This window comes from Clostridium pasteurianum BC1 (assembly GCF_000389635.1).
GTDB lineage: Bacteria > Bacillota > Clostridia > Clostridiales > Clostridiaceae > Clostridium_I > Clostridium_I pasteurianum_A.
On the sequence record NC_021182.1, the window covers coordinates 2,463,317 to 2,489,151 of the forward strand.

The 25,835-nt window shown below is 30.2% G+C and carries 25 protein-coding genes; all 25 read left to right on the top strand.

Annotated features, from left to right (window positions below):
- Positions 1 to 237 precede the first annotated feature (237 nt).
- The 25 genes from CLOPA_RS11450 to CLOPA_RS11570 all read left to right on the top strand — a co-directional run bounded on the left by CLOPA_RS11450 (position 238) and on the right by CLOPA_RS11570 (position 25,831).
- Positions 238 to 498: a YlmC/YmxH family sporulation protein gene (locus CLOPA_RS11450; RefSeq protein ID WP_015615593.1), complete on the top strand. Its 261-nt coding sequence runs from the start codon at positions 238 to 240 to the stop codon at positions 496 to 498.
- A gap of 60 nt (positions 499 to 558) precedes the next feature.
- Positions 559 to 1,023: a transcriptional regulator NrdR gene (nrdR, locus tag CLOPA_RS11455; RefSeq protein ID WP_015615594.1), complete on the top strand. Its 465-nt coding sequence runs from the start codon at positions 559 to 561 to the stop codon at positions 1,021 to 1,023.
- An 84-nt stretch (positions 1,024 to 1,107) separates the two neighbouring features.
- Positions 1,108 to 1,815: a peptidoglycan editing factor PgeF gene (gene pgeF / locus CLOPA_RS11460; protein WP_015615596.1), complete on the top strand. Its 708-nt coding sequence runs from the start codon at positions 1,108 to 1,110 to the stop codon at positions 1,813 to 1,815.
- 21 nt (positions 1,816 to 1,836) lie between these two features.
- Positions 1,837 to 2,535: a winged helix-turn-helix domain-containing protein gene (locus tag CLOPA_RS11465; protein WP_015615597.1), complete on the top strand. Its 699-nt coding sequence runs from the start codon at positions 1,837 to 1,839 to the stop codon at positions 2,533 to 2,535.
- 1 nt (position 2,536) lies between these two features.
- Positions 2,537 to 4,243, top strand: a complete 1,707-nt coding sequence (locus CLOPA_RS11470; protein ID WP_015615598.1) for an ATP-binding protein — start codon at positions 2,537 to 2,539, stop codon at positions 4,241 to 4,243.
- Between the two features lie 310 nt (positions 4,244 to 4,553).
- Positions 4,554 to 6,674, top strand: coding sequence for a methyl-accepting chemotaxis protein (locus CLOPA_RS11475; RefSeq protein WP_015615599.1), 2,121 nt, complete (start codon positions 4,554 to 4,556; stop codon positions 6,672 to 6,674).
- Between the two features lie 119 nt (positions 6,675 to 6,793).
- Positions 6,794 to 7,699, top strand: a complete 906-nt coding sequence (locus tag CLOPA_RS11480; RefSeq protein ID WP_015615600.1) for a phosphate ABC transporter substrate-binding protein — start codon at positions 6,794 to 6,796, stop codon at positions 7,697 to 7,699.
- A gap of 71 nt (positions 7,700 to 7,770) precedes the next feature.
- Complete coding sequence (gene pstC, locus CLOPA_RS11485; protein ID WP_015615601.1) at positions 7,771 to 8,661, top strand: phosphate ABC transporter permease subunit PstC; 891 nt, start codon at positions 7,771 to 7,773, stop codon at positions 8,659 to 8,661.
- Complete coding sequence (pstA, locus tag CLOPA_RS11490) at positions 8,661 to 9,545, top strand: phosphate ABC transporter permease PstA (RefSeq protein ID WP_015615602.1); 885 nt, start codon at positions 8,661 to 8,663, stop codon at positions 9,543 to 9,545. Before pstC ends, pstA begins: the two co-directional genes overlap by 1 nt.
- A gap of 12 nt (positions 9,546 to 9,557) precedes the next feature.
- Complete coding sequence (gene pstB, locus CLOPA_RS11495; RefSeq protein ID WP_015615603.1) at positions 9,558 to 10,307, top strand: phosphate ABC transporter ATP-binding protein PstB; 750 nt, start codon at positions 9,558 to 9,560, stop codon at positions 10,305 to 10,307.
- 75 nt (positions 10,308 to 10,382) lie between these two features.
- Positions 10,383 to 11,039 (top strand): phosphate signaling complex protein PhoU, encoded by a 657-nt coding sequence (gene phoU / locus CLOPA_RS11500; protein ID WP_015615604.1) that lies wholly within the window; start codon positions 10,383 to 10,385, stop codon positions 11,037 to 11,039.
- A gap of 193 nt (positions 11,040 to 11,232) precedes the next feature.
- On the top strand, positions 11,233 to 12,567 hold the full coding sequence (locus CLOPA_RS11505; protein ID WP_015615605.1) for a DUF512 domain-containing protein: 1,335 nt from the start codon (positions 11,233 to 11,235) through the stop codon (positions 12,565 to 12,567).
- Positions 12,552 to 13,868, top strand: coding sequence for a ribosome biogenesis GTPase Der (gene der, locus CLOPA_RS11510; RefSeq protein WP_015615606.1), 1,317 nt, complete (start codon positions 12,552 to 12,554; stop codon positions 13,866 to 13,868). Before CLOPA_RS11505 ends, der begins: the two co-directional genes overlap by 16 nt.
- A 1-nt stretch (position 13,869) precedes the next feature.
- Positions 13,870 to 14,865 carry an NAD(P)H-dependent glycerol-3-phosphate dehydrogenase gene (locus CLOPA_RS11515; RefSeq protein ID WP_041710870.1) on the top strand — a complete coding sequence of 332 codons (996 nt, stop codon included), beginning with the start codon at positions 13,870 to 13,872 and terminating at the stop codon, positions 14,863 to 14,865.
- Between the two features lie 177 nt (positions 14,866 to 15,042).
- Positions 15,043 to 16,521 carry a stage IV sporulation protein A gene (gene spoIVA, locus CLOPA_RS11520; RefSeq protein WP_015615608.1) on the top strand — a complete coding sequence of 493 codons (1,479 nt, stop codon included), beginning with the start codon at positions 15,043 to 15,045 and terminating at the stop codon, positions 16,519 to 16,521.
- 300 nt (positions 16,522 to 16,821) lie between these two features.
- Positions 16,822 to 17,976, top strand: a complete 1,155-nt coding sequence (locus CLOPA_RS11525; RefSeq protein WP_155241903.1) for an aminotransferase class I/II-fold pyridoxal phosphate-dependent enzyme — start codon at positions 16,822 to 16,824, stop codon at positions 17,974 to 17,976.
- Positions 17,977 to 18,113: 137 nt separating this feature from the next.
- Positions 18,114 to 18,992, top strand: a complete 879-nt coding sequence (locus tag CLOPA_RS11530) for a YicC/YloC family endoribonuclease (protein WP_015615610.1) — start codon at positions 18,114 to 18,116, stop codon at positions 18,990 to 18,992.
- A gap of 17 nt (positions 18,993 to 19,009) precedes the next feature.
- Positions 19,010 to 19,282, top strand: a complete 273-nt coding sequence (gene remA / locus CLOPA_RS11535; protein WP_003442079.1) for an extracellular matrix/biofilm regulator RemA — start codon at positions 19,010 to 19,012, stop codon at positions 19,280 to 19,282.
- Complete coding sequence (gmk, locus tag CLOPA_RS11540; protein ID WP_015615611.1) at positions 19,282 to 19,911, top strand: guanylate kinase; 630 nt, start codon at positions 19,282 to 19,284, stop codon at positions 19,909 to 19,911. Before remA ends, gmk begins: the two co-directional genes overlap by 1 nt.
- The gene (rpoZ, locus tag CLOPA_RS11545) at positions 19,892 to 20,110 is read left to right on the top strand and encodes a DNA-directed RNA polymerase subunit omega (protein WP_015615612.1); all 219 of its coding nucleotides are present in this window, start codon (positions 19,892 to 19,894) and stop codon (positions 20,108 to 20,110) included. Before gmk ends, rpoZ begins: the two co-directional genes overlap by 20 nt.
- 1 nt (position 20,111) lies before the next feature.
- Positions 20,112 to 21,299, top strand: a complete 1,188-nt coding sequence (coaBC, locus tag CLOPA_RS11550; protein WP_015615613.1) for a bifunctional phosphopantothenoylcysteine decarboxylase/phosphopantothenate--cysteine ligase CoaBC — start codon at positions 20,112 to 20,114, stop codon at positions 21,297 to 21,299.
- Positions 21,300 to 21,371: 72 nt separating this feature from the next.
- Positions 21,372 to 23,573 carry a primosomal protein N' gene (gene priA / locus CLOPA_RS11555; protein ID WP_015615614.1) on the top strand — a complete coding sequence of 734 codons (2,202 nt, stop codon included), beginning with the start codon at positions 21,372 to 21,374 and terminating at the stop codon, positions 23,571 to 23,573.
- Positions 23,574 to 23,617: 44 nt separating this feature from the next.
- Positions 23,618 to 24,070 (top strand): peptide deformylase, encoded by a 453-nt coding sequence (def, locus tag CLOPA_RS11560; protein ID WP_015615615.1) that lies wholly within the window; start codon positions 23,618 to 23,620, stop codon positions 24,068 to 24,070.
- Positions 24,060 to 25,001 (top strand): methionyl-tRNA formyltransferase, encoded by a 942-nt coding sequence (gene fmt / locus CLOPA_RS11565; RefSeq protein WP_051115641.1) that lies wholly within the window; start codon positions 24,060 to 24,062, stop codon positions 24,999 to 25,001. Before def ends, fmt begins: the two co-directional genes overlap by 11 nt.
- A gap of 155 nt (positions 25,002 to 25,156) precedes the next feature.
- Positions 25,157 to 25,831 carry a zinc metallopeptidase gene (locus CLOPA_RS11570; RefSeq protein ID WP_015615617.1) on the top strand — a complete coding sequence of 225 codons (675 nt, stop codon included), beginning with the start codon at positions 25,157 to 25,159 and terminating at the stop codon, positions 25,829 to 25,831.
- Positions 25,832 to 25,835 lie beyond the last annotated feature (4 nt).

The following is a 25,835-nucleotide window of genomic DNA, read 5'->3' on the forward strand; positions in this document are numbered from 1 at the left end:
TAATAAAGTAATTATATGAAGTTTATATAATATAATTTAGTATAAGGCATCGTAAATAAATAACTAGTCAGTATGCTAGCCTATTTTGAAGTCTACTACGTCAACAGAACCTTCAGATAGCATCACTATCATCAGAACCTGTTTCCTTGTATCATTCAAAATACACGTGACATCTTTGACTTACTATTTATTTTCAGATGCCTAAGTAAGATTCATTTATGTAAGGGGGATATAATAATGGAAAATGGTATGTATTCTTTAAATAGCTTAAGATCCATGGAAATAATAGATATAAATACAGGCTGTAAACTAGGATATATAAAAGATTTGGTAGTGGATTGTGATAATTATAAAATTATCTCTATTTTAGTACCAAATCAAAATTCCGGGTGGTTCTCAAAAAATAGCGACATAGAAATTCCATGGTCTAAAATAACTAAGATAGGAGTTGATGTTATTTTAATAGATGGAAGAGATATACTATACAATAATGATTGAAGATTTTAGGACTTTAAGTGTATAATATATGTATTATTCTATACAAAGGACGTGGAAATATTGAAATGCCCATTTTGCGGATTTGAAGACAGTAAAGTGATTGATTCTAGATCTACAGAAGACAATATGGCTATTAGAAGAAGAAGAGAATGCTTACAATGCAATAAAAGATATACTACCTATGAAAAGGTAGAAGATATTCCTATTCTTGTAATAAAAAAAGATTCAAGTAGAGAATTCTTTGATAAATCCAAGATAATTAGCGGACTTATAAAGGCATGCCAAAAAAGACCTATATCTAGAAAGCAAATAGAGGATATTGCTAGTGAAGTGGAGAAGAGTCTTAGTAATGAGATGTTAACAGAGGTAAAATCTGATATGATTGGTGGAGTTATAATGGAAAAATTAAAGGAAATAGATGAAGTTGCCTATGTAAGATTTGCATCAGTATATAGACAATTTAAAGATATCAATACCTTTATGAAAGAAATAAGTAATCTATTAACAAATAAAAAATCAAAATAATGAGTTTTACTGTTAAATTCTTGTTAATAATATTAAATTTAAATTTTAAAAGTACTATATATGCTAATATAATAGAGGTGGAAAATGAATATTACCGTTGATAATTACCAATTTATAAATTTTGAAGATGACAATATAAGAATTAATTTTTCTACTGCAAAGAATAATCTAGATTTTAATATGTCAACTTCTGAAGGAATAGAAAATCTTGAAAATATAAAAAAGTGGTTTCAAGTTGAGGAGGTAGGTTATCTTAAACAGACTCATAGTGATAAAATATATTTATATGATGGTATTGTTCATGAAGGTGATGCAATAATTACGGACAAGCCCAATGTGGCAATTGGAGTATTTACTGCTGATTGTGTGCCAGTTTTAATTTATAGTAAAGATAGATCTATAATAGCGGCGGTACACAGCGGTTGGAAAGGTACATTTCTCGAAATTGTATATAAGACTATAAAAAGAATTGTAGATATGTATTCTGTAGATGTAAAGGACATTAAAGTTTATATAGGTCCTCATAATAGGGAATGCTGTTACGAATTTGGAAAAGATATAGCTGAAAAATTTTATGAAAAAGACATATATAAAAACATAAAATTTTATAATAATGGTAAACTTAATCTAGAGGCTTGCATACTAAGGCAACTTGTAAAAATTGGAGTTCTTAAAGAAAATATAAAAAGTTTAAATATTTGTACATTTTGTAATGATAGATATGAGCTCTTCTCCTATAGGAAACAAAAGGTGAATTATGGGAGAATGTATTCTTTTATATATATGAAGTGATGATATTGGAGGTACAGTTTTATGGCTGGAGAAAAAATATTAATTGTAGATGATGAAGAACATATTATAGAACTAATAAAATTTAATTTAGAGAACAATGGTTATAAAGTAATATGTGCTAATAATGGAAATGACGCAGTTAAACTTGCTAAGAGTGAGATTCCTCAACTTATACTATTGGATTTAATGCTTCCTGGATTGGATGGTTATGATGTTTGCAGGGAGATAAGAAAAGATCCTTCTATTTCAACTGTACCTGTAATTATGATTACAGCTAAAAGTGAAGAAATTGATAAAATATTGGGGCTTGAACTGGGGGCAGATGATTATATAACGAAACCATTTTCTATAAGAGAAATGATGGCAAGAGTAAAGGCCATGTTAAGGAGAGCAAAAACTCAATATCATGATGATACTTATGCAATTGCTGACATAAATATTGACTTTCAAAAACATGAAGTGATAAAACAAAATAAAAAAGTAGAATTAACTTTAAAAGAATTTGAATTACTTCAGATTCTTATAAAAAATAAGGGAAGAGTTATGACTAGAGACTTTTTACTGGATAAGGTTTGGGGATATGAATATATGGGGGAAACTAGAACCGTTGATGTACATATAAGGCATTTAAGACAGAAGATTGAAGATGACGATAAAAATCCAAAATATATTGAAACCATTAGAGGTATTGGATATAGATTTAATTATAATGGGGAATAATATGAAAAAGAAGATTATACTTTATACCTTAGCAACTGTGTTTTTTACATTAATAATAGTAACTTTACTTTTTATATCTCTAATCAATTATCAATATGAACAAAACACTAAATCAAGTCTTAAGAGCAATAATGAATTTATTATAAAAATTCTTGATCCTAATAATGTAAGTAAAAACAGAGAATTTCTAAATGAAGAATATGGCAATTCTAATATAAGCGTTACTTTTATAGATAAATATAATAATATTATGTTTAATTCAGATAAAGATTTTAAAAAATCCAGCGAAAATTCCTATTTTGAAATTAGTACGGCTAAAGAAAATAATGATTCTTACGCTATAAGATATAGTAATACATTAAACAAAAATGTTATGTATGCTGCAATTAAATATAATGATTATATTATTAGAAGTGCACAACCATTGAATTTTATAGAAACATTAAAAATGTCTTACTTAAGATATTATTCTCTCATGATATTAATAACCTTTTTAGTATCTTTATGGTTTGCAAAAAAATTATCTAATATTATTATAAAACCAATAAAGGATTTAGAGACTATTGCGGATATGGTAGATAGAGGAGAAATCAAAAAAACTATCATGATTGATTCTGATGATGAATTAGGTAGTCTTGGGAAAAAATTTAATAATATGGCAGAAAAATTGAAACTTACCATGAAGGATTCATTAGATAAACAAAATAGAATTGAGGCCATACTAAAAAGTATGGAAAGTGGAGTTGTTGCAGTAGACAGAAAACGTAAAGTTATAATGATTAATCCCTATGCTGAAATGTTATTTGGTATAGAAAAAAATATTATAGGTGAAAGTCTAATGGACAGCATTAGAGATTTTGAAATTGAAGATGTATTTAAATCTGGTTCTAATGGATTTAAGGAAATTAAAATATTGTGGCCGCAGGAGAAAGTTATTAGAATTAAAACTGCAGATATAGTTGATGAGGAAAAAAATATTGGTAAAGTAGCAGTATTTCAAGATATAACTGATATTAGAAAACTTGAAAATATGAGGTCTCAGTTTGTGGCAAATGTTTCTCATGAATTAAAAACACCTTTAACATCAATAAAAGGATTTACGGAAACCTTAAAATATGTCAAAGATAATGAAAAGAGAATTCAATTTTTAGATATAATTGATGAGGAAGTAGAGAGGTTAACTAGGTTAATAAATGATATTCTAAGTCTATCACACATAGAAGCACAAAAGAAAATGAAGCAGGAAGTGTTTTTTGTAGATGAGATAGTAGACAATGTGTATAATTTAATGAAAAATACAGCTGAAAATAAGAATATATCTTTATCTGTTGTGGAAAATTCACGCATAAAGCTTTTAGGAGATAAAGATAGATTTAAACAGATGCTAATTAATTTAGTTGATAATGCCATAAAGTATTCTGAAAATAATGATAGTGTCTATATGTCCTCAATTATAGAGAATGATGTATGCATTATATACGTTGAAGACACTGGCTTAGGTATATCACAGGAACATATTAAGAGACTTTTTGAAAGGTTCTATAGAGTAGATAAAGCACGCTCTAGAGCAAAGGGAGGAACTGGTTTAGGCCTTGCCATTGTGAAACATATAGTTTTAAACTTTGGTGGAACTATTGAAGTGAAAAGTGAACTGGGTAAGGGAAGTAAGTTTGTTATAAAATTGCCATTATCAATGAATCTTACTTAGTGTGAGTTTGTATTACCACTAAGTTTAGATGAATTATCCAGGAACGTGTGGCGGTTATCTTCACCTTTAGAAAAGCGATTCAAACAAAATCAAAGATTTTGTTTGAATCGCTTTCATAGAGTGCGGTGGGAGTATTAGAGTGGATAGTCATCGGATAAATAAATTTAATTACTATGAGTTTTTTATATCACTAAACTTAGATGAATTATCTTTTATAATTAACATGTAATTAATACTGGCTAAAATTGAATTAACATAAATAGGTTAATATTTAGTTGTTAATTACTACTCATTAAAGGGGAGATACTGCATGAAAAAATTTAAGAAAACTGTATCAATGCTGAAATTTAAAGAACCTATATTAATATTGAAATTAAAAAAATCCATAGCAGCATTAAATTTTAGAAAGTCTATATCTTTAAAAATAATAGGAATTGTATCTTTAGCTATAATATTAGTTATGCTATTGGTAGGGGGAATTATATATTTCATAACTTATAATAAAATGTTAGATATGAGTAAAGAAAACATGAAGATTCTATCTCAGGAAATAAGTGATAATTTTGATAGTTTGATATTAATACAAACTAGTGATGTGGGAAAGACAACTTCTGATATTGATGTAAATAAAGTTGCACTTGAAAATGCCAGTAATACAAAAGAAGTTTTTCAAAAGAATTATGGCGGTGATGTAGAAAAACTTAGGAATAATCTTAAACAGTATGCAGCTTTAAATAAATACAATGAAAATATATTTGTTACAGATAAAAATGGATTAGTTATTACTTGCAGTAATGATGGTTTTTTGAGATTTGATTTAAGTAATAATGACTATATTCAGCAAGCTTTAACAGGGAAAAGCGTTATGAGTAGTGTATATACTTCAGTAATATCAATTAAGCCAGTAGTTACTTTTGTACAATCTATAAAGGATGATAAGGGAAATATAATTGGACTTGTTGGCAAGAATATTTTTACTGATTATTTTTCTAGCAAACTTGACAATTTTAAATTTTTGAATTCAGGCTATGCATTTATTGTAGATGGATCTCAAAATACCATATATAGTCCTATAAAAAGAGATATTAATAAAAAGGTAGATATTAAGCCTATTTATAATCTGTCTAAAGATAAAAAATTTTTAGGTTCTAAAAATTCAAAGGAAATAGAATATAATTACGATGGCAAAAAATACTTCTCAAATTCTACAAGTATACATGAATTAAATGCCATGGTAGTTCTTACAGTGGGACAAAATGAAATTGAAAGAGCACCAAAGGCTATAGGTACAGTTATAATAATATTGAGTTTAATGTTGATTATAGTAATAACTCTGTCTTTAAATGTAATAATCAGAAAGATTTTTGAACCAATGAATTTATTAATTAAAAATACTCACGAGATATCAAAGGGAAATCTTACTGTAATAAATGAAATAAAATCTAAAGATGAAGTTGGAAAACTTACTTTAAGCTTTAATAATATGACCCTTGATTTAAAAAATCTTTTAATTGAGATAAAGAATACCATTAAGGGTCTTATACATATAAATAGTATAGTAAAAAGTGCTCAACAGGATACTGTTACAGGTATGGAAATAATAAATAAAAGTACTGAAAATATATCAAAAGATACTATGAAGATGTTTAATGCAGTTGAATGGAGTTTTAATTCATTTAGCAAAATAAAAGACAAACTTTTAAACATTAAAGATCAATCAGGAAAAGTTTTAGAGGAGGCAACTAAAATTCGGGAAATAAATAAACGGGGAATTTATACTATAGATGAATTGAAAAATGTTAATATAGAGTCAAATATGAGAATGAATGATGCCAGTGACTCCTTTAAAAAATTAAATGACAATTTAAAAAATATAACAAACATAGTAGGAGCAGTAACAAATATATCAAAACAGACACATATACTTTCTTTAAATGCATCCATAGAAGCAGGAAGATATGGAGAAATAGGAAGAGGATTTAATGTAGTGGCTATTGAAATAAAGAAATTATCTCAAAATATTTTTTTGCAAATGAATAAAATAGAGGAAATTGTAGAATCATTAAATTTAGATATGTATTCTGCTGAGGAAAAAATACAAAATGCAAGGCAGGTTACATTATCTCAATCTCAATTTGTGAAGAATACCATAGATAACTATAATAATATGCTTAATTCTACAGAAGGTATAGTTAATTACATAGATGAGGTAGATAAGAGCATAGAGGACCTAAATGATAAAAATGATTCTATGTATGAAAAGTTAAATGAAGTTAAAGAAGCTTGTGAGGATTTCAATGAGTCAATAGAAGCAGTAAAACAAGTAGTAGTAGAGCAATGTGATGGTACAAAAAATATGAATAATATTATAGATAAAATGGGAAAAAATACAGAAAATATAGTTGTTAGTATAAATAAATTTACTGTATAAAATTGGAATGTTAAATTATATTAACAAAGGTATAATATTATATTAACGTTATTCTGATATTATTACTTTGTAAGATAAATGATAACAATATTTTTTATAGTTTGAATGGAGGTACCCTTATGAAAAGTAAAAAACTTAAACTTGTGGTGACAGCGATAGCAATTACAGTGGTTGCTGGATTGTTTGCTGGATGTGGAAACAGCAGCAGTTCTTCAAATAATGCTACTGGTAATTCAAGTAATTCTTCAAGTTCAACACAAGCGGTTTCAGGTTCAATAACACTTTCAGGATCTACAGCTCTTCAACCTTTGGCAGAAAAGGCAGTAGATGGATTTAAAGCAAAAAATCCGGATGCAACAGTAAATGTACAAGGTGGCGGTAGTGGAACTGGATTAACACAGGTAAGCCAGGGAGCAGTAGATATCGGAAATTCAGATATTTTTGCTGAGGAAAAAGATGCAAATTTAGCTAAAGGCTTAGTGGATCACAAAGTTTGCGTTATTGGTTTTGCAGTAGTTACAAGTAAGGATGTAGATGTTACTGATCTTACTAAAGCTCAAATACAAGATATATTTACTGGTAAGGTAACAAATTGGAATCAAGTAGGTGGAAAGAATTTACCTATAAATGTTGTTCACAGAACAAGCGGTTCTGGTACTAGAGCTACATTTACTAAAACAGTTTTAGATGGAACTAAGGAAAACGATAGTGTAGGAACTACTCAGGATTCAAATGGTGCAGTTCAAACAGCTATGTCAAAGACATCAGGAAGCATAAGTTACTTAGCTTTATCTTATTTAACTGATGCTGTTAAGAATGACATAAAAGAAGTTAAAGTAGCTGGAGTAGATCCAACAGCGGCAAACATAACTTCAGGAAAATATCCTTTCTGGTCATATGAACATATGTATACAAAGGGAGAAGCTACAGGAGTGGCTAAGGCATTTATTGATTATATTTCAAGCAATAAAGCCCTAATTGAAAAAACAGGCTATATAGCTTCTAGTGATATGAAAGTTAAATAGTAGATATTTTAGACTGGCTGCTTGCAGCCAGTCTAATGTCTTACAAAATTAAATTATTTGAGGTTGATTATATGGATAAAAGAAGTGTATGGCAAAAGATTAAAACAGAATATTTAGGCAGAGGCTTTTCTATAATTTGTGGATTGTTAATAGTAGTATTGACATTATCCATAATATTTTTTGTTGCGTCCAAGGGAATAAGAATATTTGTAAAGGATCATTATTCTCTGTCAAATTTTCTTTTTAGTTCCAGTTGGAAACCTGATGCTGATAAACCTGAATTTGGTGCTGCAATTTTTATTGTAGGTTCCACACTGGTATCTGTTGGTGCGGTAATAATAAGTGCACCTGTAAGTATAGCACTAGCAATTTTTATGAATTTAATATCCCCTAGGTTAGGAGAAAAAATCCTTCAACCTGCTTTGGAGTTGTTTGTGGGAATACCTTCCGTTGTATATGGATGGGTTGGCGTTATACTTTTAATACCATTTATTAAAAGATTAGGTGGTGGAGTTGGTTTTAGTTTGATATCGGGAATTCTAGTACTCAGTATTATGATATTGCCAACTATTGCAAGCATATCTGCTGACGCAATAAAAACTATACCAAAGGATTACATAGAAGCTTCCTATGGACTTGGAGCCACTAGATGGCAGACTATTTATAGGGTGATTATTCCTGCAAGTAAAAGTGGGATTTTAACGGGAATTGTACTTGGTATTGCTAGGGCTTTTGGAGAAGCTTTAGCTGTTCAGATGGTCATAGGTAATACCTTGAAATTTGCTGATAAATTGACATCTCCTACAACTACTTTAACCAGTATATTAACTATGAGCATATCTAATACTGTCGACAACACTCCCTGGAATGATGCACTTTGGTCAATAGCACTTATACTTTTATTAATATCTTTTATTTTTATAGTGCTAATAAGACTTTTGGGAAAAAGAGGTGAAGCATAATGAAAGCTAAAACTTGTGATAAAATAGCAACTGTGGTATTATATGTAATATCGGCTTTTATAGTTTTACTGCTTATAGGTTTTATAGGTTATATTATTTACAATGGAAGAAGTTCTTTAAATCTTCACTTTTTATTAGGAGATCCTAAAATTGCTGAGGCCGGTGGAGGAATAGGGCCACAATTGTTTAATTCCTTTTATATGCTTGTAATAGCGCTTATAATAACTATACCTATTGGTATAGGAGCAGGCATATATATGTCTCAATATGCTAAAGATGGAAAAGTACTAGAGATAATTAGGTTATGCATTGAGACTATGGCGTCACTTCCCTCTATAGTTGTAGGGTTATTTGGATTATTAGTTTTTGTAACAATGACTCATTGGGGCTATACTTTATTATCAGGAGCACTAGCCATAACAGTTATAAATCTTCCAGCTATGACAAGAGTAAGTGAAAATGCTATAAAAGCTTCTGCAGCAAAGGTGAAAGAAGCTAGTCTTGGACTTGGTGCAACACAATGGCAAACCATACAGAAAGTAATACTTCCATCTGCAATGCCACAAATACTAACAGGTGTAATATTAGCATCAGGTAGAATATTTGGAGAAGCTGCTGCACTTTTGTACACGGCAGGAATGAGTGCACCTGTTTTAAAATATAGTAATATAAGTCTCACTGGCAAAGTTTCACCTTTTAGTCTTTTTAGGCCAGCAGAAACTTTGGCGGTTCACATTTGGAAATTAAATTCGGAAGGTATGGTTCCTGATGCTTCTAAAATAGCTAATGGTTCTTCAGCAGTATTGGTAATTATGGTTTTAGTATTTAATGTTTTAGCAAGAATAATAGGAAAGAAAATATATAATTCTTATAGCGGAAAGTAAGGGGGAACTAAAATGGGTATAATTAAGACTAACAATTTAAATTTATTCTATGGAAATGTCCAAGCACTTAAAAGTATTAGTCTTGATATAGAAAAGAATTCTGTAACTGCACTAATTGGGCCGTCAGGGTGCGGTAAGTCTACATTTTTAAGAACTATCAATCGAATGAATGATTTAATTGAATCTGTAAGAATAGACGGAGAAGTGCTATTTGAGGATAAGAATATATATAAAGATTATGATGAAATTCAATTGAGAAAACGAATAGGCATGGTGTTTCAAAAGGCAAATCCATTCCCTATGTCTATATATGATAATATTGCCTATGGGCCAAGAATACATGGTATAAGAAGTAAAAATAAATTAGACGAAATTGTAGAAAAAAGTTTAAATGGTGCTGTACTTTGGGAGGAAGCAAAGGATAGATTAAAAGAAAGTGCCTTAGGACTTTCAGGAGGCCAGCAGCAAAGATTATGCATAGCTAGAACTTTGGCAGTGGAACCAGAGGTGCTTCTTATGGATGAACCTACTTCAGCATTGGATCCTATATCCACCTTAAAGGTTGAAGAACTGATGGATGAATTGAAAAAGAAATATACTGTAATAATAGTAACTCATAATATGCAGCAGGCTGGCAGAATTTCAGATTACACAGCTTTTTTCTTAAATGGAGAGGTTGTTGAAGATGGAAAAACAGAAAGTATATTTTACAAACCAGTAGATAAGAGAACAGAGGATTATATTACAGGTAGATTTGGTTAAATTTTTATTTTTAAATTCTATTTTGGGAATCAATTTAATATGGTATATGGTATATGATAAAAAGAGGTGATTTTAATGCCAAGAAAAGTTTTTGACTCACATTTGGAAGAAATGCATACAGATCTTTTGAGAATGGGTAGTATGGTTGAAAAACAAATATTCCAGTGCATAGAAGCTTTAGTCAATCAAAATGAAAAATTAGCACAAGGAGTAATAGACAATGATGATTTAATTGATGACATGCAAAAGGAAATTGAGAATAAGGCTATAAAGCTTATAGCAATGCAGCAGCCTTTGGCGATGGATTTGAGAAATATATTTACTACAACTAAAATAGTAACTGATCTTGAAAGAATAGCAGATCATGCTGTTGATATAGCGAAGGTAACCAAGAGATTAAAAACGGATGATTATGTGAATCAGCTAACAGATATTACCCGTATGGCTACTTTGGTTAAAGAAATGCTTAAAGTTTCTCTTGATGCATATGTGCAGGGCGATGTAAAGCGTGCATATGCTATATGTAAAAAAGACGATGAAATAGATGCTTTATATAAACAGATTTTTAGTGAATTTTTAGTAATGATGATGGATAATCCAAAAGCTATAAATCAGGCCACACAATTTCTGTTTGCTTGTAAATATTTAGAACGAATAGCGGATCACACTACTAATATTTGTGAAGGTACTATATATTTAGTTACCGGAGAACAAATAGATTTAAATGAATAATTAATAAAATCTCCTTATAGTAATACTGAGGGAGATTTTATTTTTTTCATTTTCTATTTCTTGACTAAAATTTTTTATTAAGGTAATATAACTTAAGATATGTGAAAATAAATAAGATTATTTATCTAATATAGGGAGAACACAATTAGTGAGGTAATAGATTAACATATGTTTTGGTTTGGGAGCGTAAGATATGCAAAATGAGATTTTAAAGGTTTATAGTGGAAGTATTGCGGAAGAGTTAGGTGTTCAGGTTGGGGATAGAATCATAAGTATAAATGGTGAAGAAATAAAGGATATAATTGATTACAGATTTTTAATGGCAGATGATTATGTAACTATTGAGGTAGAAAAAAAAGATAATAACGAAATATGGGAACTGCAAGTAGAAAAAGAATTTAATGAAAAATTTGGTATAGAATTTAAAAATGGAATAATTGACAAAGCACAAAGCTGTAGAAATAAATGTATATTTTGTTTTATAGATCAATTGCCAAAGGGCATGAGAAAATCTCTGTATTTTAAGGATGATGATTCAAGATTATCTTTTCTTCAGGGGAATTTTGTTACGTTGACAAATATGAAGGATGAAGATATTGATAGGATAATAAATTATAAAATAAGCCCTATAAATATATCTGTGCATACAACTAATGCTCATCTTAGAATAAAAATGCTTAATAATAGATTTGCTGGCAATGTTATGGAGAGACTTGAAAGGTTGTCTCAGGGTGGTATAACTATGAATTGTCAATTGGTGCTTTGTCCTGGTGTTAATAATGGTAAAGAACTAACAAAAACTATAATGGATTTATACAAGTTTTACCCTAATATAAAAAATGTTGCAGGAGTACCTGTAGGTGTAACAAAGTATAGAGAAGGACTATTTGATTTAAGGACTTATGATAAGAGTATGGCAGAAGAAGAGATCAATTTAGCTTCACAATTACAGGAGAATTTTATAAAGGAAATAGGTGTTCCCTTTATAAGACTTTCGGATGAATTTTATGTTTTAGCGGATATGGATATACCAGAAAAGGAGTTCTATGAAAATTTTGATCAATTAGAAGATGGAATAGGTATGATCAGAATTTTTAGAGAAAATATAAAAAGCACATTAAATAACTTAAAAAAAGGAATTAAAGGTGAATTTACTTTAGTAACAGGGGTTTCAGCTTTTAAAGAAATAAAGTCAGCAGGAGATGTGATTTCATCTGTAAATAAAAATTTAAATATAAATACAGTTAAAATATTAAATGACTATTTGGGTCACACCATAACTGTGGCAGGACTTATTACAGGGAGAGATATTATTAAACAACTTAAAAAAGTTAAATATGGAGAATATATTATAGTGCCAAAAAATATGCTGAAGGTAGATACAAAAATGTTTTTAGACGATATACTTATTGAAGATATTGAAAAGGCTTTAAATACAAAAGTTTTAGTTTGTGAATATACAGGAGAAGATCTAATAGAAATTATAAATGAACACGCTGGGAGGAATAATACATGTCAAAACCAATAGTAGCAATAGTAGGAAGACCTAATGTTGGAAAGTCAACTTTATTTAATAAATTAGCAGGAAAAAGAATTTCCATTGTAGAAGATACACCAGGGGTAACTAGAGATAGAATATATGCTGAAGCAGAATGGCTCAGCAATTTATTTACCATTATTGATACGGGTGGTATAGAACCCGAAAACAGTGATATTATAGTAGCACAAATGAGAAGGCAAGCTCAGATGGCTATAGAAACTGCTGATGTTATTGTATTCATAGTGGATGGAAAGCAAGGACTTACAGATGCAGATAACGAAGTAGCCTTGATGCTTAGAAAATCAAAAAAACCCATTGTGCTTGTGGTAAATAAAATAGATAAGCTAGCAGATGAGCAAAATTCTTTTGAATTTTATAATTTGGGAATTGGTGAGCCAATAGCAATCTCAGCTTCCCAGGGATTGGGTCTTGGAGATATGCTTGATAAAATAGTAGAGCATTTTAAAGAGATAGTTAATATTGATGAGCAAGATGAATATACTAAAATTGCAGTAGTAGGTAAACCAAATGTAGGTAAATCTTCATTAATTAATAAATTACTTGGAGAAGATAGAGTTATAGTAAGTGATATACCTGGTACTACTAGGGATGCTGTAGATAGTTATCTTGAAACAGAGGAAGGAAAGTTTATTTTAATAGATACAGCTGGACTTAGAAGGAAGAGCAAAGTAAAAGAAGAAATTGAAAGATACAGTGTTATAAGAACTTTAGCGGCTATAGAAAGAGCTGATGTATGTATACTTATATTAGATGCAACTGAACAGCTAAGTGATCAGGATGAAAAAATTATTGGTTATGCCCATGAATTAAGTAAAGCAATAATGGTTTTGGTAAATAAATGGGATCTTATAGAAAAAGATGATAAAACTATGGATTTATTCAAGAAGAATATACAATATAAATTATCCTTTATGGCCTATGCACAGTATCTGTTTATTTCTGCAAAAACAGGTCAAAGAGTTAATAAGGTATTAGATGAAGTAAAGAAATGTTATGATAACTATTCTAGAAGAATATCCACAGGTGTTTTAAATGATGTAGTTAGCAAAGCTGTACTTATGAAAGAACCACCTGTAGTGGCTTTAAAAAGACTTAAAATTTATTATGTAACACAGGTAGCCATAAAGCCACCCACTTTTATCTTTTTTGTAAATGATACAGAAGCTATCCATTTTTCTTATGAACGATACTTAGAAAATAAATTAAGAGAAAGTTTTGATTTTAGCGGAACTGGAATTAAAGTTATTTTCAGAGAAAGGAAGGAATGATATGAAAAGTGTTACTTTCCTTGGCGGTGGAAGTTTTGGAACTGCATTAGGTATACTGTTAGCTAACAAAAGATATGAGGTAACTATATGGGATAGGAATCCAGCTGTAGTGGAGGAAATAAATAACAGTAAAACTAATCATAAATATTTAGCTGACATTACTATTCCAGATGGAGTTATTGCTACTAATACCATAGAAGATTCAATACAAAAAAGTGATTGTATAATTTTAGCTGTTCCTTCTTATGCAATAAGAACTATATGTGGCCAAATAAGCAAAAAGGTAAGTAAAGATCAAATTATAGTTAGTATTGCAAAAGGAATAGAGGAAGAGACTAAAATGAGGCTTTCTAAGGTAATTAAAGAGGAACTACCTTCAAATCCTGTAGTGATATTATCCGGACCAAGTCATGCAGAAGAGGTGTCAAGGAATTTGCCAACTACAGTTGTAGTTACTTCTGAAAATATGGAATATGCCTACAAAGTACAGGATCTTTTTATGACTAATACTTTTAGAGTATATACTAATGATGATATAATTGGCATAGAAATAGGAGGTGCAGTTAAAAATATAATTGCACTAGCTTGTGGAATTTGTGATGGGTTAGGTTATGGGGATAATACTAAGGCTGCACTTATGACAAGAGGCATGAGTGAAATAGTGAGAATTGGAACTTTACTTGGAGGCAGGCGGGAAACTTTTTATGGACTCACTGGTATGGGAGATTTAATAGTTACCTGCACAAGCTTACATAGTAGAAATAGAAGAGCAGGTATTTTAATTGGAGAAGGTGTTCCACTTAATGAGGCTTGCCAGAGAATTGGTATGGTGGTTGAAGGTGTTAAAGCCTGTGAAGCTTTTTATGAATTAAAAGGCAAACTAAATGTAATCATGCCTATAACAGATATGCTATATAAAGTTTTATTTGAAGATAAGGATGTAAAAGCAGCTGTGAAGGAACTTATGGAGAGAGATAAAAAGGATGAAATGTATTAAGTAAACTATATAAGATATGTTCATAGAACAGGCACTATTGGAATGATTAAATAAAAACACATTCTAATAGTGTTTTTTATTGCAAAAATTATTAATTATAAATTACAAATAAGGTATATTTAATAATATACACCAATATATATATACTGTTAATATTAAGATACAGGAGGGTACATTTTGGATAATTTCGATATATACAAAGATATAGCAGAAAGAACCCAAGGAGATATATATGTTGGGGTAGTAGGCCCAGTTAGAACAGGAAAATCCACATTTATTAAAACATTTATGGATCTTATGGTTATTCCTAACATAGAAAATTCCTATAAAAAAGAAAGAGCTAAAGATGAACTTCCTCAAAGTGGTTCGGGAAAATCTATTCATACCACAGAACCTAAATTTATACCAAATGAAGCTGTAGAAATAGGCATTGGTGAAGGTATAAAATTCAAAGTAAGAATGGTAGATTGTGTTGGTTATATAGTAAAAGGAGCACTGGGATATAAAGAGGGAGACAGAGACAAAATGGTAACAACACCCTGGTATGATCATGAAATACCTTTTGAAGAAGCGGCAGAAATAGGGACAAAGAAGGTAATAAATGAGCATTCTACTATAGGTCTTGTAATAACTACAGATGGCACTATAACAGATATCCCTAGAGATGAATATTTAGATGCAGAAGAAAGAGTGGTAAAGGAGCTTAAAGCTATAAATAAACCTTTTATCATTGTACTTAATTCTTCTAGAGCAAAAGATCCAAAAACCTTGGAGCTTTCTAACGAATTAGAAAATAAATATGATGTTCCAGTGCAAATAATGGACGTACTTAACATGGATGAAGAGGACATAACTGATATATTTAAAAGAGTATTAAAAGAATTTCCTATTAAAGAAATAAACATAGATATGCCAGAGTGGATTGAAAAACTGGAGTCAAAGCATTGGCTTAAGGATAATTATTGGGGGCTAGTTAAGGAAATATGCAAAAATGTAAATAGAGTAAGAGATATCAGTAAAACCTTGAATAGTTTTACTGATACGGATTTTCTTGATTCATCACAAGTAGATGAGATGAATATGGGAAGTGGAGTAGCAAGAGTTAGTCTTATACCTAAAAAAGGTATATTTTATAAGGTGTTAAGTGAGTACTGTGGAGCGGATATTTTAGGGGAAAGTCAATTATTAAATACTATTAGGGATTATCATAAGGCTAAGGTTGAATATGATAGAATTTCTGATGCATTAAGAGATGTAAAGGAAACAGGTTATGGTCTTGTGGCCCCTCAACTTACAGAAATGAAGCTTGAAGAACCTAAAATAGTTAAAAATGGATCTAGATATGAGGTTAAGTTAAAAGCCAGTGCCCCATCTTTTCATTTTATAAGAGCAGATATTGAAACAGAGATATCACCTATAATGGGAACCGAGAGAGAAAGTGAAGAATTAGTAAAATCCCTATTAGAGGAATTTGAAAGTGATCCTTCTAAAATTTGGGAAAGTAATATGTTTGGTAAATCCTTTGATTTAGTAGTAAAAGAAGGCTTGCAAAAAAAATTATTTAAAATGCCAGAGGATGTTCAGGTAAAAATTCAGAAAACATTAGAAAAAATAATCAATGAGGGCAATGGTGGACTTATTTGCATAATTCTTTAAATATATTAAAGGGCTGTCTCAAAATGCTATAAGGCATATGAAAATAAATAGTAAGTCAAAGATGCGACGTATATTTTGAATCATACAAGGAAACAGGTGACCAGGATAGTAGGCTATCTGAGGGTTCTGTTGACGCAGTAGGATTCAAAATAGACTAGCATACTGACTAGTTATTTATTTGAATATGCCTTATATGCATTAGAGATGGTCTTTTTTTGTTTTGAAATATATTATTTTTGTAACAATAAACAAAGCAGGGCATATACTAAAATGATAGACAGAATTCTAGGAGGAATAAAAGTGAAAATTAATAATAGAATTGCTACACTTGGAGAATATCATTTTAAAAAAATTGATGATGAAAAAAATAAAATTTTATCAGAAGGTAAAAAAATAATTGATTTAGGTATAGGAGACCCTGATCTACCAGTTCATCCTAGTATTTTAAAAGAATTAATCAGTGCATTAGCAATAAAAAATTTTAATAAATATCCACCTTATGATGGAGTGGAAAAGTTAAAAAAACAGATTATAAAATATTATTCTGATGTATATTCTGTAAAGCTTGATTTAGATGAAGTATTAGTACTAATAGGCTCTAAAGAAGGGATCAGTAATATCATACCTGCAGTTTGCAATTTTGGTGATGGTGTTATAATGACAGATCCGTCTTATCCAGTATATGAAACAGCAACAAAACTTTGGGGAGCAGTGACCTATAAAATTCCGCTTAAAGGAAAAAATAGTTTTTTGCCAGAGCTGGATTATATGCTAGATGGAGATATATTAAGATCAAAATTATTTATAATAAATTATCCTAATAATCCAACAGGTGCAGTAGCTAGTGAGAATTTTTACAAGGATATAATAAAATTTTGCAGCCATAATGATATAATACTTTGTAATGATTCCGCCTATAACGAAATAATAGAAGAGAATAAAGCACCTACTAGCCTTCTCCAATATGACATAGATAAAAAAAACTGTATTGAATTTGGAACTATGTCTAAAACTTATAACATGACAGGTTTTAGAATTGGTTATGCTGTGGGAAATAAAGATGTTATAAAAGCACTGTTAACTATAAAAAGCAATTTGGATTCAGGACAGTTTAAGCCAATACAGTATGCCGCAATTAGAGCATTGACATTAGAGAGGAGTTATATAAATTCAATTAGGCATATATATAATGATAGAAGAAAATCAGCAGAAATTATTTTAAAAAATAAGAATATAGAGTTTTTTAAAACCACAGGGACTTTTTATGTATGGTGTAAAGTTCCTAACAATTATACAACCTATGAATTTTGTAGTGAAGTCTTAAAAAAACATCAAATAGTTATTACTCCGGGGTACAGCTTTGGAAATTTAGGACATCAATATTTCAGAATAGCGCTTACCAAGGATAAAGTTACAATTGAAGAGGCACTAAACAAATTTAGCAGGTATAAATAAATATTAAAAAAGTATTATGTAGCAGAAAAAATGTGGTATAATCATTAAAGTCGAATATAGTACTTGAATTTATACTTATAGTTTTTGTATAATAATAAGTATGAATTGTTGGCAAAACAATGGAAGGATGATTTACCATGGTAAGCAGTATGACAGGATATGGTCGAGCTTTTTATGAATGTAAAAATAGAAATTTCACCATAGAGATAAGAAGTGTAAATCATAGATATCTTGATTTAAATATAAAAATGCCAAGAAGTTTTACTTCTCTTGAAGATAAGATAAGAAAAAAATTACAAGAGAAGCTCAGCAGAGGGAAAGTAGATATCTATATAACACAGACTGTTTTAGAAACGGAAAGTTCTAAAGCTTTGCTAAACAAAAATTTGAGTGATAGCCTTGTAAAATGTCTACAGGAGATAAATGAGCGTTATGGACTTAAGGAATCGTTGTCACTTTCGTTAATAGCGAAATTTCCAGATGTAATAACTATTGAGCAAAAAGATGAAGATTTTGAGGAGATTTGGAGTAATTTAAAAATTCCCTTAGATGAAGCAATAATTACTTTAGCTTCTATGAGATTAAAAGAGGGTGCAAAATTAAAAGAAGATATAGAACATAAATGTTCCTCTATAGACCAATTAGTTAGCAACATAGCTGAAAAGTCTAGCTTGGTTGTAGAACAGTATAAAACAAAGCTTAATGATAGAATTAAGGAACTTATTGGAGACAATAATGTGGATGAAAATAGATTGGCAATGGAAGTGGCAATCTTTAGTGATAAAGCCTGCATAGATGAAGAAATTGTAAGACTTAGAAGTCATGTATTCCAACTTAGAGAAAGTTTGAATAGCAATGAGCCCATAGGAAGAAAATTAGACTTTATAGTTCAAGAAATGAATAGAGAAGCTAACACTATTGCATCTAAAGCTAATGATGTTAATGTAGTTCATTTGGTTTTAGATGTAAAGAATGAAATAGAAAAAATAAGAGAACAAGTTCAAAATATACAGTAGTCTTAAGGAGGATAAAAATGGGTATACGGTTAATTAATATAGGATTTGGCAACATAGTTTCAGCAAATAGATTAGTTGCTATTGTTAGTCCTGAATCTGCACCTATTAAAAGAATAATACAGGAAGCTAGAGATAGAGGTATGCTTATAGATGCAACCTATGGTAGGAGAACAAGGGCAGTTATAATTACTGACAGTGATCATGTTATACTTTCAGCAGTTCAGCCAGAAACGGTAGCTAATAGGCTTGCTTCAAAGGATGAAGAAGCCATAGATGAGGTTGAGGAATAATGAAAAATAAAGGGCTTTTAATAGTATTATCTGGACCCTCAGGAGCAGGAAAGGGTACTCTTTGTAAAGAATTATTAAATAGAGAAAATTTTTGGCTATCTGTTTCTGCCACCACAAGAACACCACGAAAAGGAGAGGTTCCAGGTAAAAGTTATTACTATTTAAGTAAAGATGAATTTAAAAATAGAATTCTCAATGATGATTTTTTAGAGTATGCAGAAGTATATGGGAATTTTTATGGTACTCCAAAATCAAGTGTTATAGAAAGATTGGAAAATGGAGAAGATGTAATATTGGAGATAGATATTCAAGGAGCTTTAAAGGTAAAGGATAATTATCCAGAGGGCGTATTTATATTTATATTACCACCATCCATGGAAGAACTTAAAAATAGAATTATTGGCAGAGGAAGTGAAACAGCAGAATCTTTAGTAACAAGATTTAAAGCTGCTTATAGAGAAATTAACTATGTTTCAAAATATAATTATGCTGTTATAAATGATACCATAGATGAGGCTGTGATCAAAATAGAAAGTATTATAGCCGCTGAAAGGTGTAGAGTAGATAGGATAAAAGATAAAATATTAAATTCTAAGGAGGATTTGATTCATGAACAATTCAATGATTAGTCCATCAATAGTTGATTTAGTTAAGAAGGCTGGAGACAGGTATTCTGTAGTTGTAATAACATCAAAAAGAGCAAGACAAATTATAGGTGGGGCTAAACCACTAGCGGATATTGATTCGAATAAGCCTCTTACTATAGCAATAAATGAGTTGGACCAAGGTAAATTTGGATATGAAACTATAAAAGAAGGAAGTAAGTAATATGGCCTCAAAAACTGTAGTTGTGGGTGTATGTGGTGGCATAGCAGTTTATAAGGCATTAGATGTAATAAGCCGTCTTAAAAAGAAAGATATTAATATCCATGTGATTATGACCAAATCTGCTATAGAGTTTGTAACCCCCTTGAGTTTTCAAGCCCTGAGTCAGAATATGGTTATTTCTGATATGTTTGAAGAGCCAAGAGCTTGGGAAATTCAGCATATTTCACTGGCTAAAAAAGCAGATTTGATGCTCATAGTACCTTCTACAGCAAATATTATAGGAAAAGTAGCAAATGGTATAGCTGATGATATGCTATCTACAACCATAATGGCAACTAAAGCTCCTGTAGTATTTGCACCGGCTATGAATACAAATATGTATCAGAATCCTATAGTTCAGGATAATATTAAGAAATTAAAGAATTTTAATTATGAATTTATATCACCTAGCAGTGGTAGACTTGCCTGCGGAGATACGGGGGAAGGTAAACTTGCTGATACAGAGTACATTTCAGAGATTGTTTTAAGTATGCTTTATGATAAAAAAGATTTATGTGATAAGGAAGTGCTTGTCACAGCTGGTCCAACTGTTTCCTATATAGATCCTGTTAGATATATTACTAATAGATCTTCAGGAAAAATGGGTTATGCTATTGCAGAAGAGGCAAGGGATAGAGGCGCAAAGGTAACACTCATTTCAGGTCCTTGCTCTTTAAAAAAGCCTCATGGTATAAATTTAATAAATGTTAATACTAATGAGGAAATGTACAATAAAGTCTTAGAATATTATGATAAAAGTGATATTGTAGTAAAATCAGCAGCCGTTGCGGATTATAAACCCCAAAATTATTGTGAAAAAAAGATTAAAAAATCTGAGGATGATTTAAAAATTACCTTTGTAAGAGATTATGATATTCTTAAAACTTTAGGTGAAAGAAAGAAAAATCAAATTTTAGTTGGTTTTGCAGCAGAAAGTAATGATTTAATTGAAAATGCCAGAACTAAAATTAATAAAAAAAATTTAGATTACATAGTAGCGAATGATATAACATTAGAGGATACAGGATTTGCCAGCGATAATAATCTAGTAACTATTTTAAGTAGAGATGGTGAAGTATATAATTTAGATAAAATGTCTAAGAGAGAAATAGCAAGAGAATTATTTAATTTGTTAAACAAAAAGCGCTAAAGGCGCTTTTTTGCTCTAGCAAAAGTGAGGTAATTGTTTTTTTCATATTTGTCAATACAAAAGGGTGATTTAGTGTTTAAATATGCGGGGATTGTTATAAATAATGAGTCTAGTGAAGTAGACAAAATATTTACATATGAAATTCCAGAAGACTTAATAGATTTTATTAAAATAGGTCAAAGAGTGAAGGTTCCCTTTGGAAAGGGAAATAAAATAGTTTTTGGATTTATAATTGAGCTCTATGAAACTTATAAAAGTACATACAGTATTAAAAAAATTCAATGCTTTTGTGACAGCTTTACAGTTCTTAGAGAAAAAGACATAGATCTTATAAAGTCAATGAGAGAAAAATATATATGCACTTATTTAGATTGCATAAAATTAATTATACCAACGGGCATTAATAGAGGAATGAAACAAAAAACTAGCAGTAAAATTTCAGTAAAAAATCAACTGACAGGTAAATATAATAAAGAACCCTATAATAATATATTTTCTATAATAAATGAGAATAATGGAAACTATACTAAAAATCAATTAAATAAAAATTTTAAATTATCCTTATCCTCCATAAATACTTTAATAAAACATAGCTTTTTAAGTGAAGAAGAAAGGATAATTGATAGATATAATGAAAAAATTTATGAAAAATATAATGAGAAGAAATTAAATAATGATCAGCAATTAGCCGTAAATGCAATAATGAGGAAAAATGAGAATAAATTTTTGATACATGGTGTAACTGGAAGTGGAAAGACAGAGATATACATGAAGTTAGTAAGTCTAATGATTGAGAGCGGCAAAGATTCCATTATTTTGGTGCCAGAAATAGCTCTTACACCTCAAACTGTAGAGCGATTTAAAGGCAGGTTTGGTAAAAATATAGCTGTATTTCACAGTAGACTTTCCGATGGAGAACGATATGATGAATGGATTAGAGTAAAAAGTGGTAAAGCAAAGGTAGCCGTTGGAGCCAGGTCTGCAATATTTTTACCCTTTTCTAATTTGGGATTGATTGTAATAGATGAAGAACATGAAAGTAGTTATAAATCAGAAATAACTCCTAAATACACTGCAGTGGAAATAGGAAATATGAAAAGTGATTTGGAAAATTGTAAATTAGTTTTAGGTTCAGCTACACCATCTTTAGAAACTTATTACAAATGTCTTCATAATAAAATGTCTACTATAACTATTTCAGAGAGAGCTGATGGAGCAAAACTTCCGAAAGTAAGTATTGTGGATATGAAAGAAGAATTGCGCAGTAATAACAAATCTATGTTCAGTAGACTTCTTTTGGATGAAGTTAATAATGCTCTCAAAAATAATAATCAGATTATATTATTTTTGAACAGAAGGGGACATTCTACTTTTGTTTCCTGCAGAAAATGCGGATATGTCTTTAAATGTGAACATTGTGACATATCTCTTACTTATCATAGTGAAAGTAAGAAGCTTATTTGTCATTATTGTGGAAACACTAAGGAATTGACTTCTACTTGTCCCAAATGTGGTAGTAAATATGTAAAATATTTTGGAGTAGGTACTGAAAAAATAGAGGAGGAAATAAAAAAGATCTTTCCATCAGCTAAAACTTTGAGAATGGATTATGACACCACAAGGCAGAAAAATTCTTATGAGATAATATATAATAAATTTAAGAATAGAGAAGCTGACATATTGATAGGTACTCAGATGGTGGCCAAAGGTTTAGATTTTAAAGATGTAACTTTAGTTGGAGTTATTGCAGCAGATCTATCACTAAATTTACCAGATTACAGAGCAAATGAGAGAACTTTTCAACTGATCAATCAGGTTTCAGGAAGGGCTGGAAGAGGAGTAAAAGAAGGAAAGGTAATTATACAAACCTATAGTACTGAGAGTCATGCTATAAAAGCAGCAGCTGATAATGACTATTTGGGATTTTATGAAGAAGAAATAAAGATAAGAAAATCTATGGAATATCCACCTTTTAGTAACATATTCTTAATTAATATAAGTAGTAAGAATGAAAATTTATTAATAAAAAATACACAAAATATTGGTATGTTATTAAAAAATATAGTAAATGAATATAGTAATATAAAGATGTTAGGACCCTGTCCCTGTATAATATCTAAGATAAAGGAAATGTTTAGATGGCAAATAATTCTAAAGGGTAACATTAATTATGAATTTGCCAGCTATATAAAAAAATTTGTTTATGATTGCGTTAAAAATGATTATAATGATATAAGAATTAGTATGGACATAAATCCTGTTAATTTATTGTAAAATATAATTAAGATGTATAATATTTTATTTTGGAGGTTATTGATATGGCATTGAGAAATATAAGAACTTTAGGAGATAATATTCTAAGAAAAAAGAGCAGAAATGTTGACAAAATAAATGATAGAATACTTACATTGATAGAAGATATGAAGGAAACTATGTATGAAGCCCATGGAGTTGGATTGGCAGCACCTCAGGTGGGTATACTGAAAAGATTAGTAGTTATAGATGTAGGAGAAGGACCTATAGCACTTATAAATCCTGAAATTATTGAAACTAAAGGCAGTGCAATAGATGAAGAAGGCTGCTTAAGTATACCAGAAAGAGAAGGAAAGGTTGAAAGACCAGAATATGTTAAGGCAAAAGCCCTAAATGAAAAAGGAGAAGCTATAGAAATAGAAGGTAATGGTCTTTTAGCTAGGGCAATTTGTCATGAATTAGATCATTTAGATGGAGTACTGTTTATTGATAAGCTAGTTGAAGGAGATGAACAATAATTTGAATATAGTTTTTATGGGAACTCCAGAGTTCTCTGTACCTTCACTTAAGAAACTTATAGATAATTTTAATGTAAAAGCTGTTTTTACTCAACCTGATAAACCTAAAGGTAGGGGTAAAAAAATAGCTATGTCAGCAGTGAAAGAAGTAGCTTTAGAAAATGATATACCAGTTTATCAACCAGATAGAATAAAAAATCACCATGAAATAATAGAAAAATTAAAAGAAATAAATCCTGATTTCATTATAGTTGTAGCTTTTGGGCAGATACTGCCAAAGGAAATACTAGATATTCCAAAGTATGCTTGTATAAATTTGCATGCATCCCTTTTGCCAAAGCTTAGAGGAGCTGCTCCAATAAATTGGGCAATAATAAATGGAGAAGCTGTATCAGGTAATACTACCATGCTTATGGATGTTGGATTGGACACAGGGGATATGCTTTTAAAAGACAAGGTAAGTATTACAGAATATATGACTTATGGAGAACTGCATGATATTCTCATGGAAAGAGGAGGGGATCTTCTGGTAGAAACTATTAATAAATATGCTAAAGGCGAAATAGTACCAGAGAAACAAAAGGATGAAGATTCCAATTATGCACAAACATTAAATAAGGAAAGTGGAAGAATTAACTGGAATAATAGTAGTAAAAATATTGTAAATTTAGTTAGGGGTCTTAATCCACATCCACTTGCCTATTCAGCTTATGAGGAAAAAAATATGAAAATACACAAAGCTAAAGCTTTGGATAAGGTATATGATAAACTGCCTGGTACAATAATAGAAGTGAAGGATGAAGGAATAGTAGTTGCATGTAAAGAGGGTAGTATATTGATTGAAGTAATACAATTTCCAGGCAAGAAGGCAATGAGGGTAAATGATTATATTAGAGGTAATACAATTGAAGCAGGAGTTGTATTAGTTTAGATTTAATTTTTATAGATAATTATAAACTATTTATAAAAATTTTCTTCTAAAAAATTTACAAATCAATATAGAAGTACTACGCTTTAAATGGTAACAAGTAAAATCAGGGGTTAAGTAAAAAAGAAGCTTATAAAAATGATTTTGGAGGTGTTATTATGTTTTTCGATAGAACTTTTATTTTATTAATTCCAGCTATAATTATATCCATTTGGGCACAGGCAAAAGTAAGTTCAACCTTTGAAAAATACACAAGAATCAGGAATAGAAATGGATATACAGGATCAGAGGTCGCTAGAATGATTTTAGATGCAGCAGGTTTAAGAGATATTCCTATTGAGATTATACCAGGTAAGCTTACAGATCACTATGATCCTTCAAATCGAGTTATGAGATTATCTCCAGAGGTATTTCATGGGGATTCTGTTTCTGCCATTGGAGTTGCGGCTCACGAATCAGGTCATGCTATACAACATAAAGAGCATTATGCTCCTCTGGAAATTAGAAATTCTATAGTTCCTGTTGTAAATTTTAGCTCTGGAGTATCCTGGATAATATTTTTCCTAGGCATGATATTTTCCATACCTATTTTAGCTAGAGTTGGTGTTATACTTTTTGCAGCTGTAGTGGTATTTCAACTTATAACACTACCAGTAGAATTTAATGCTTCAAATAGGGCTGTAAATATATTAGAAAGTAGGGCAATACTAATGGGTGAGGAAGTAAAAGGAGCTAAAGAAGTATTAAGTGCAGCTGCTATGACCTATGTGGCAGCGGCTTTAATGGCTGTATTAAATCTTATTAGACTTATTGCTATAAGCAGGAGAGATTAAATTG

Coding starts and splice junctions, on each gene's coding strand:
- CLOPA_RS11505 (WP_015615605.1), top strand. CDS start 11,233: ATGCAAAATGAGATTTTAAAGGTTTATAGTGGAAGTATTGCGGAAGAG.
- CLOPA_RS11530 (WP_015615610.1), top strand. CDS start 18,114: ATGGTAAGCAGTATGACAGGATATGGTCGAGCTTTTTATGAATGTAAA.
- pgeF (WP_015615596.1), top strand. CDS start 1,108: ATGAATATTACCGTTGATAATTACCAATTTATAAATTTTGAAGATGAC.
- pstA (WP_015615602.1), top strand. CDS start 8,661: ATGAAAGCTAAAACTTGTGATAAAATAGCAACTGTGGTATTATATGTA.
- pstC (WP_015615601.1), top strand. CDS start 7,771: ATGGATAAAAGAAGTGTATGGCAAAAGATTAAAACAGAATATTTAGGC.
- coaBC (WP_015615613.1), top strand. CDS start 20,112: ATGGCCTCAAAAACTGTAGTTGTGGGTGTATGTGGTGGCATAGCAGTT.
- phoU (WP_015615604.1), top strand. CDS start 10,383: ATGCCAAGAAAAGTTTTTGACTCACATTTGGAAGAAATGCATACAGAT.
- CLOPA_RS11465 (WP_015615597.1), top strand. CDS start 1,837: ATGGCTGGAGAAAAAATATTAATTGTAGATGATGAAGAACATATTATA.
- CLOPA_RS11480 (WP_015615600.1), top strand. CDS start 6,794: ATGAAAAGTAAAAAACTTAAACTTGTGGTGACAGCGATAGCAATTACA.
- def (WP_015615615.1), top strand. CDS start 23,618: ATGGCATTGAGAAATATAAGAACTTTAGGAGATAATATTCTAAGAAAA.
- CLOPA_RS11515 (WP_041710870.1), top strand. CDS start 13,870: ATGAAAAGTGTTACTTTCCTTGGCGGTGGAAGTTTTGGAACTGCATTA.
- CLOPA_RS11570 (WP_015615617.1), top strand. CDS start 25,157: ATGTTTTTCGATAGAACTTTTATTTTATTAATTCCAGCTATAATTATA.
- CLOPA_RS11470 (WP_015615598.1), top strand. CDS start 2,537: ATGAAAAAGAAGATTATACTTTATACCTTAGCAACTGTGTTTTTTACA.
- der (WP_015615606.1), top strand. CDS start 12,552: ATGTCAAAACCAATAGTAGCAATAGTAGGAAGACCTAATGTTGGAAAG.
- pstB (WP_015615603.1), top strand. CDS start 9,558: ATGGGTATAATTAAGACTAACAATTTAAATTTATTCTATGGAAATGTC.
- gmk (WP_015615611.1), top strand. CDS start 19,282: ATGAAAAATAAAGGGCTTTTAATAGTATTATCTGGACCCTCAGGAGCA.
- CLOPA_RS11450 (WP_015615593.1), top strand. CDS start 238: ATGGAAAATGGTATGTATTCTTTAAATAGCTTAAGATCCATGGAAATA.
- CLOPA_RS11475 (WP_015615599.1), top strand. CDS start 4,554: ATGAAAAAATTTAAGAAAACTGTATCAATGCTGAAATTTAAAGAACCT.
- remA (WP_003442079.1), top strand. CDS start 19,010: ATGGGTATACGGTTAATTAATATAGGATTTGGCAACATAGTTTCAGCA.
- fmt (WP_051115641.1), top strand. CDS start 24,060: ATGAACAATAATTTGAATATAGTTTTTATGGGAACTCCAGAGTTCTCT.
- rpoZ (WP_015615612.1), top strand. CDS start 19,892: ATGAACAATTCAATGATTAGTCCATCAATAGTTGATTTAGTTAAGAAG.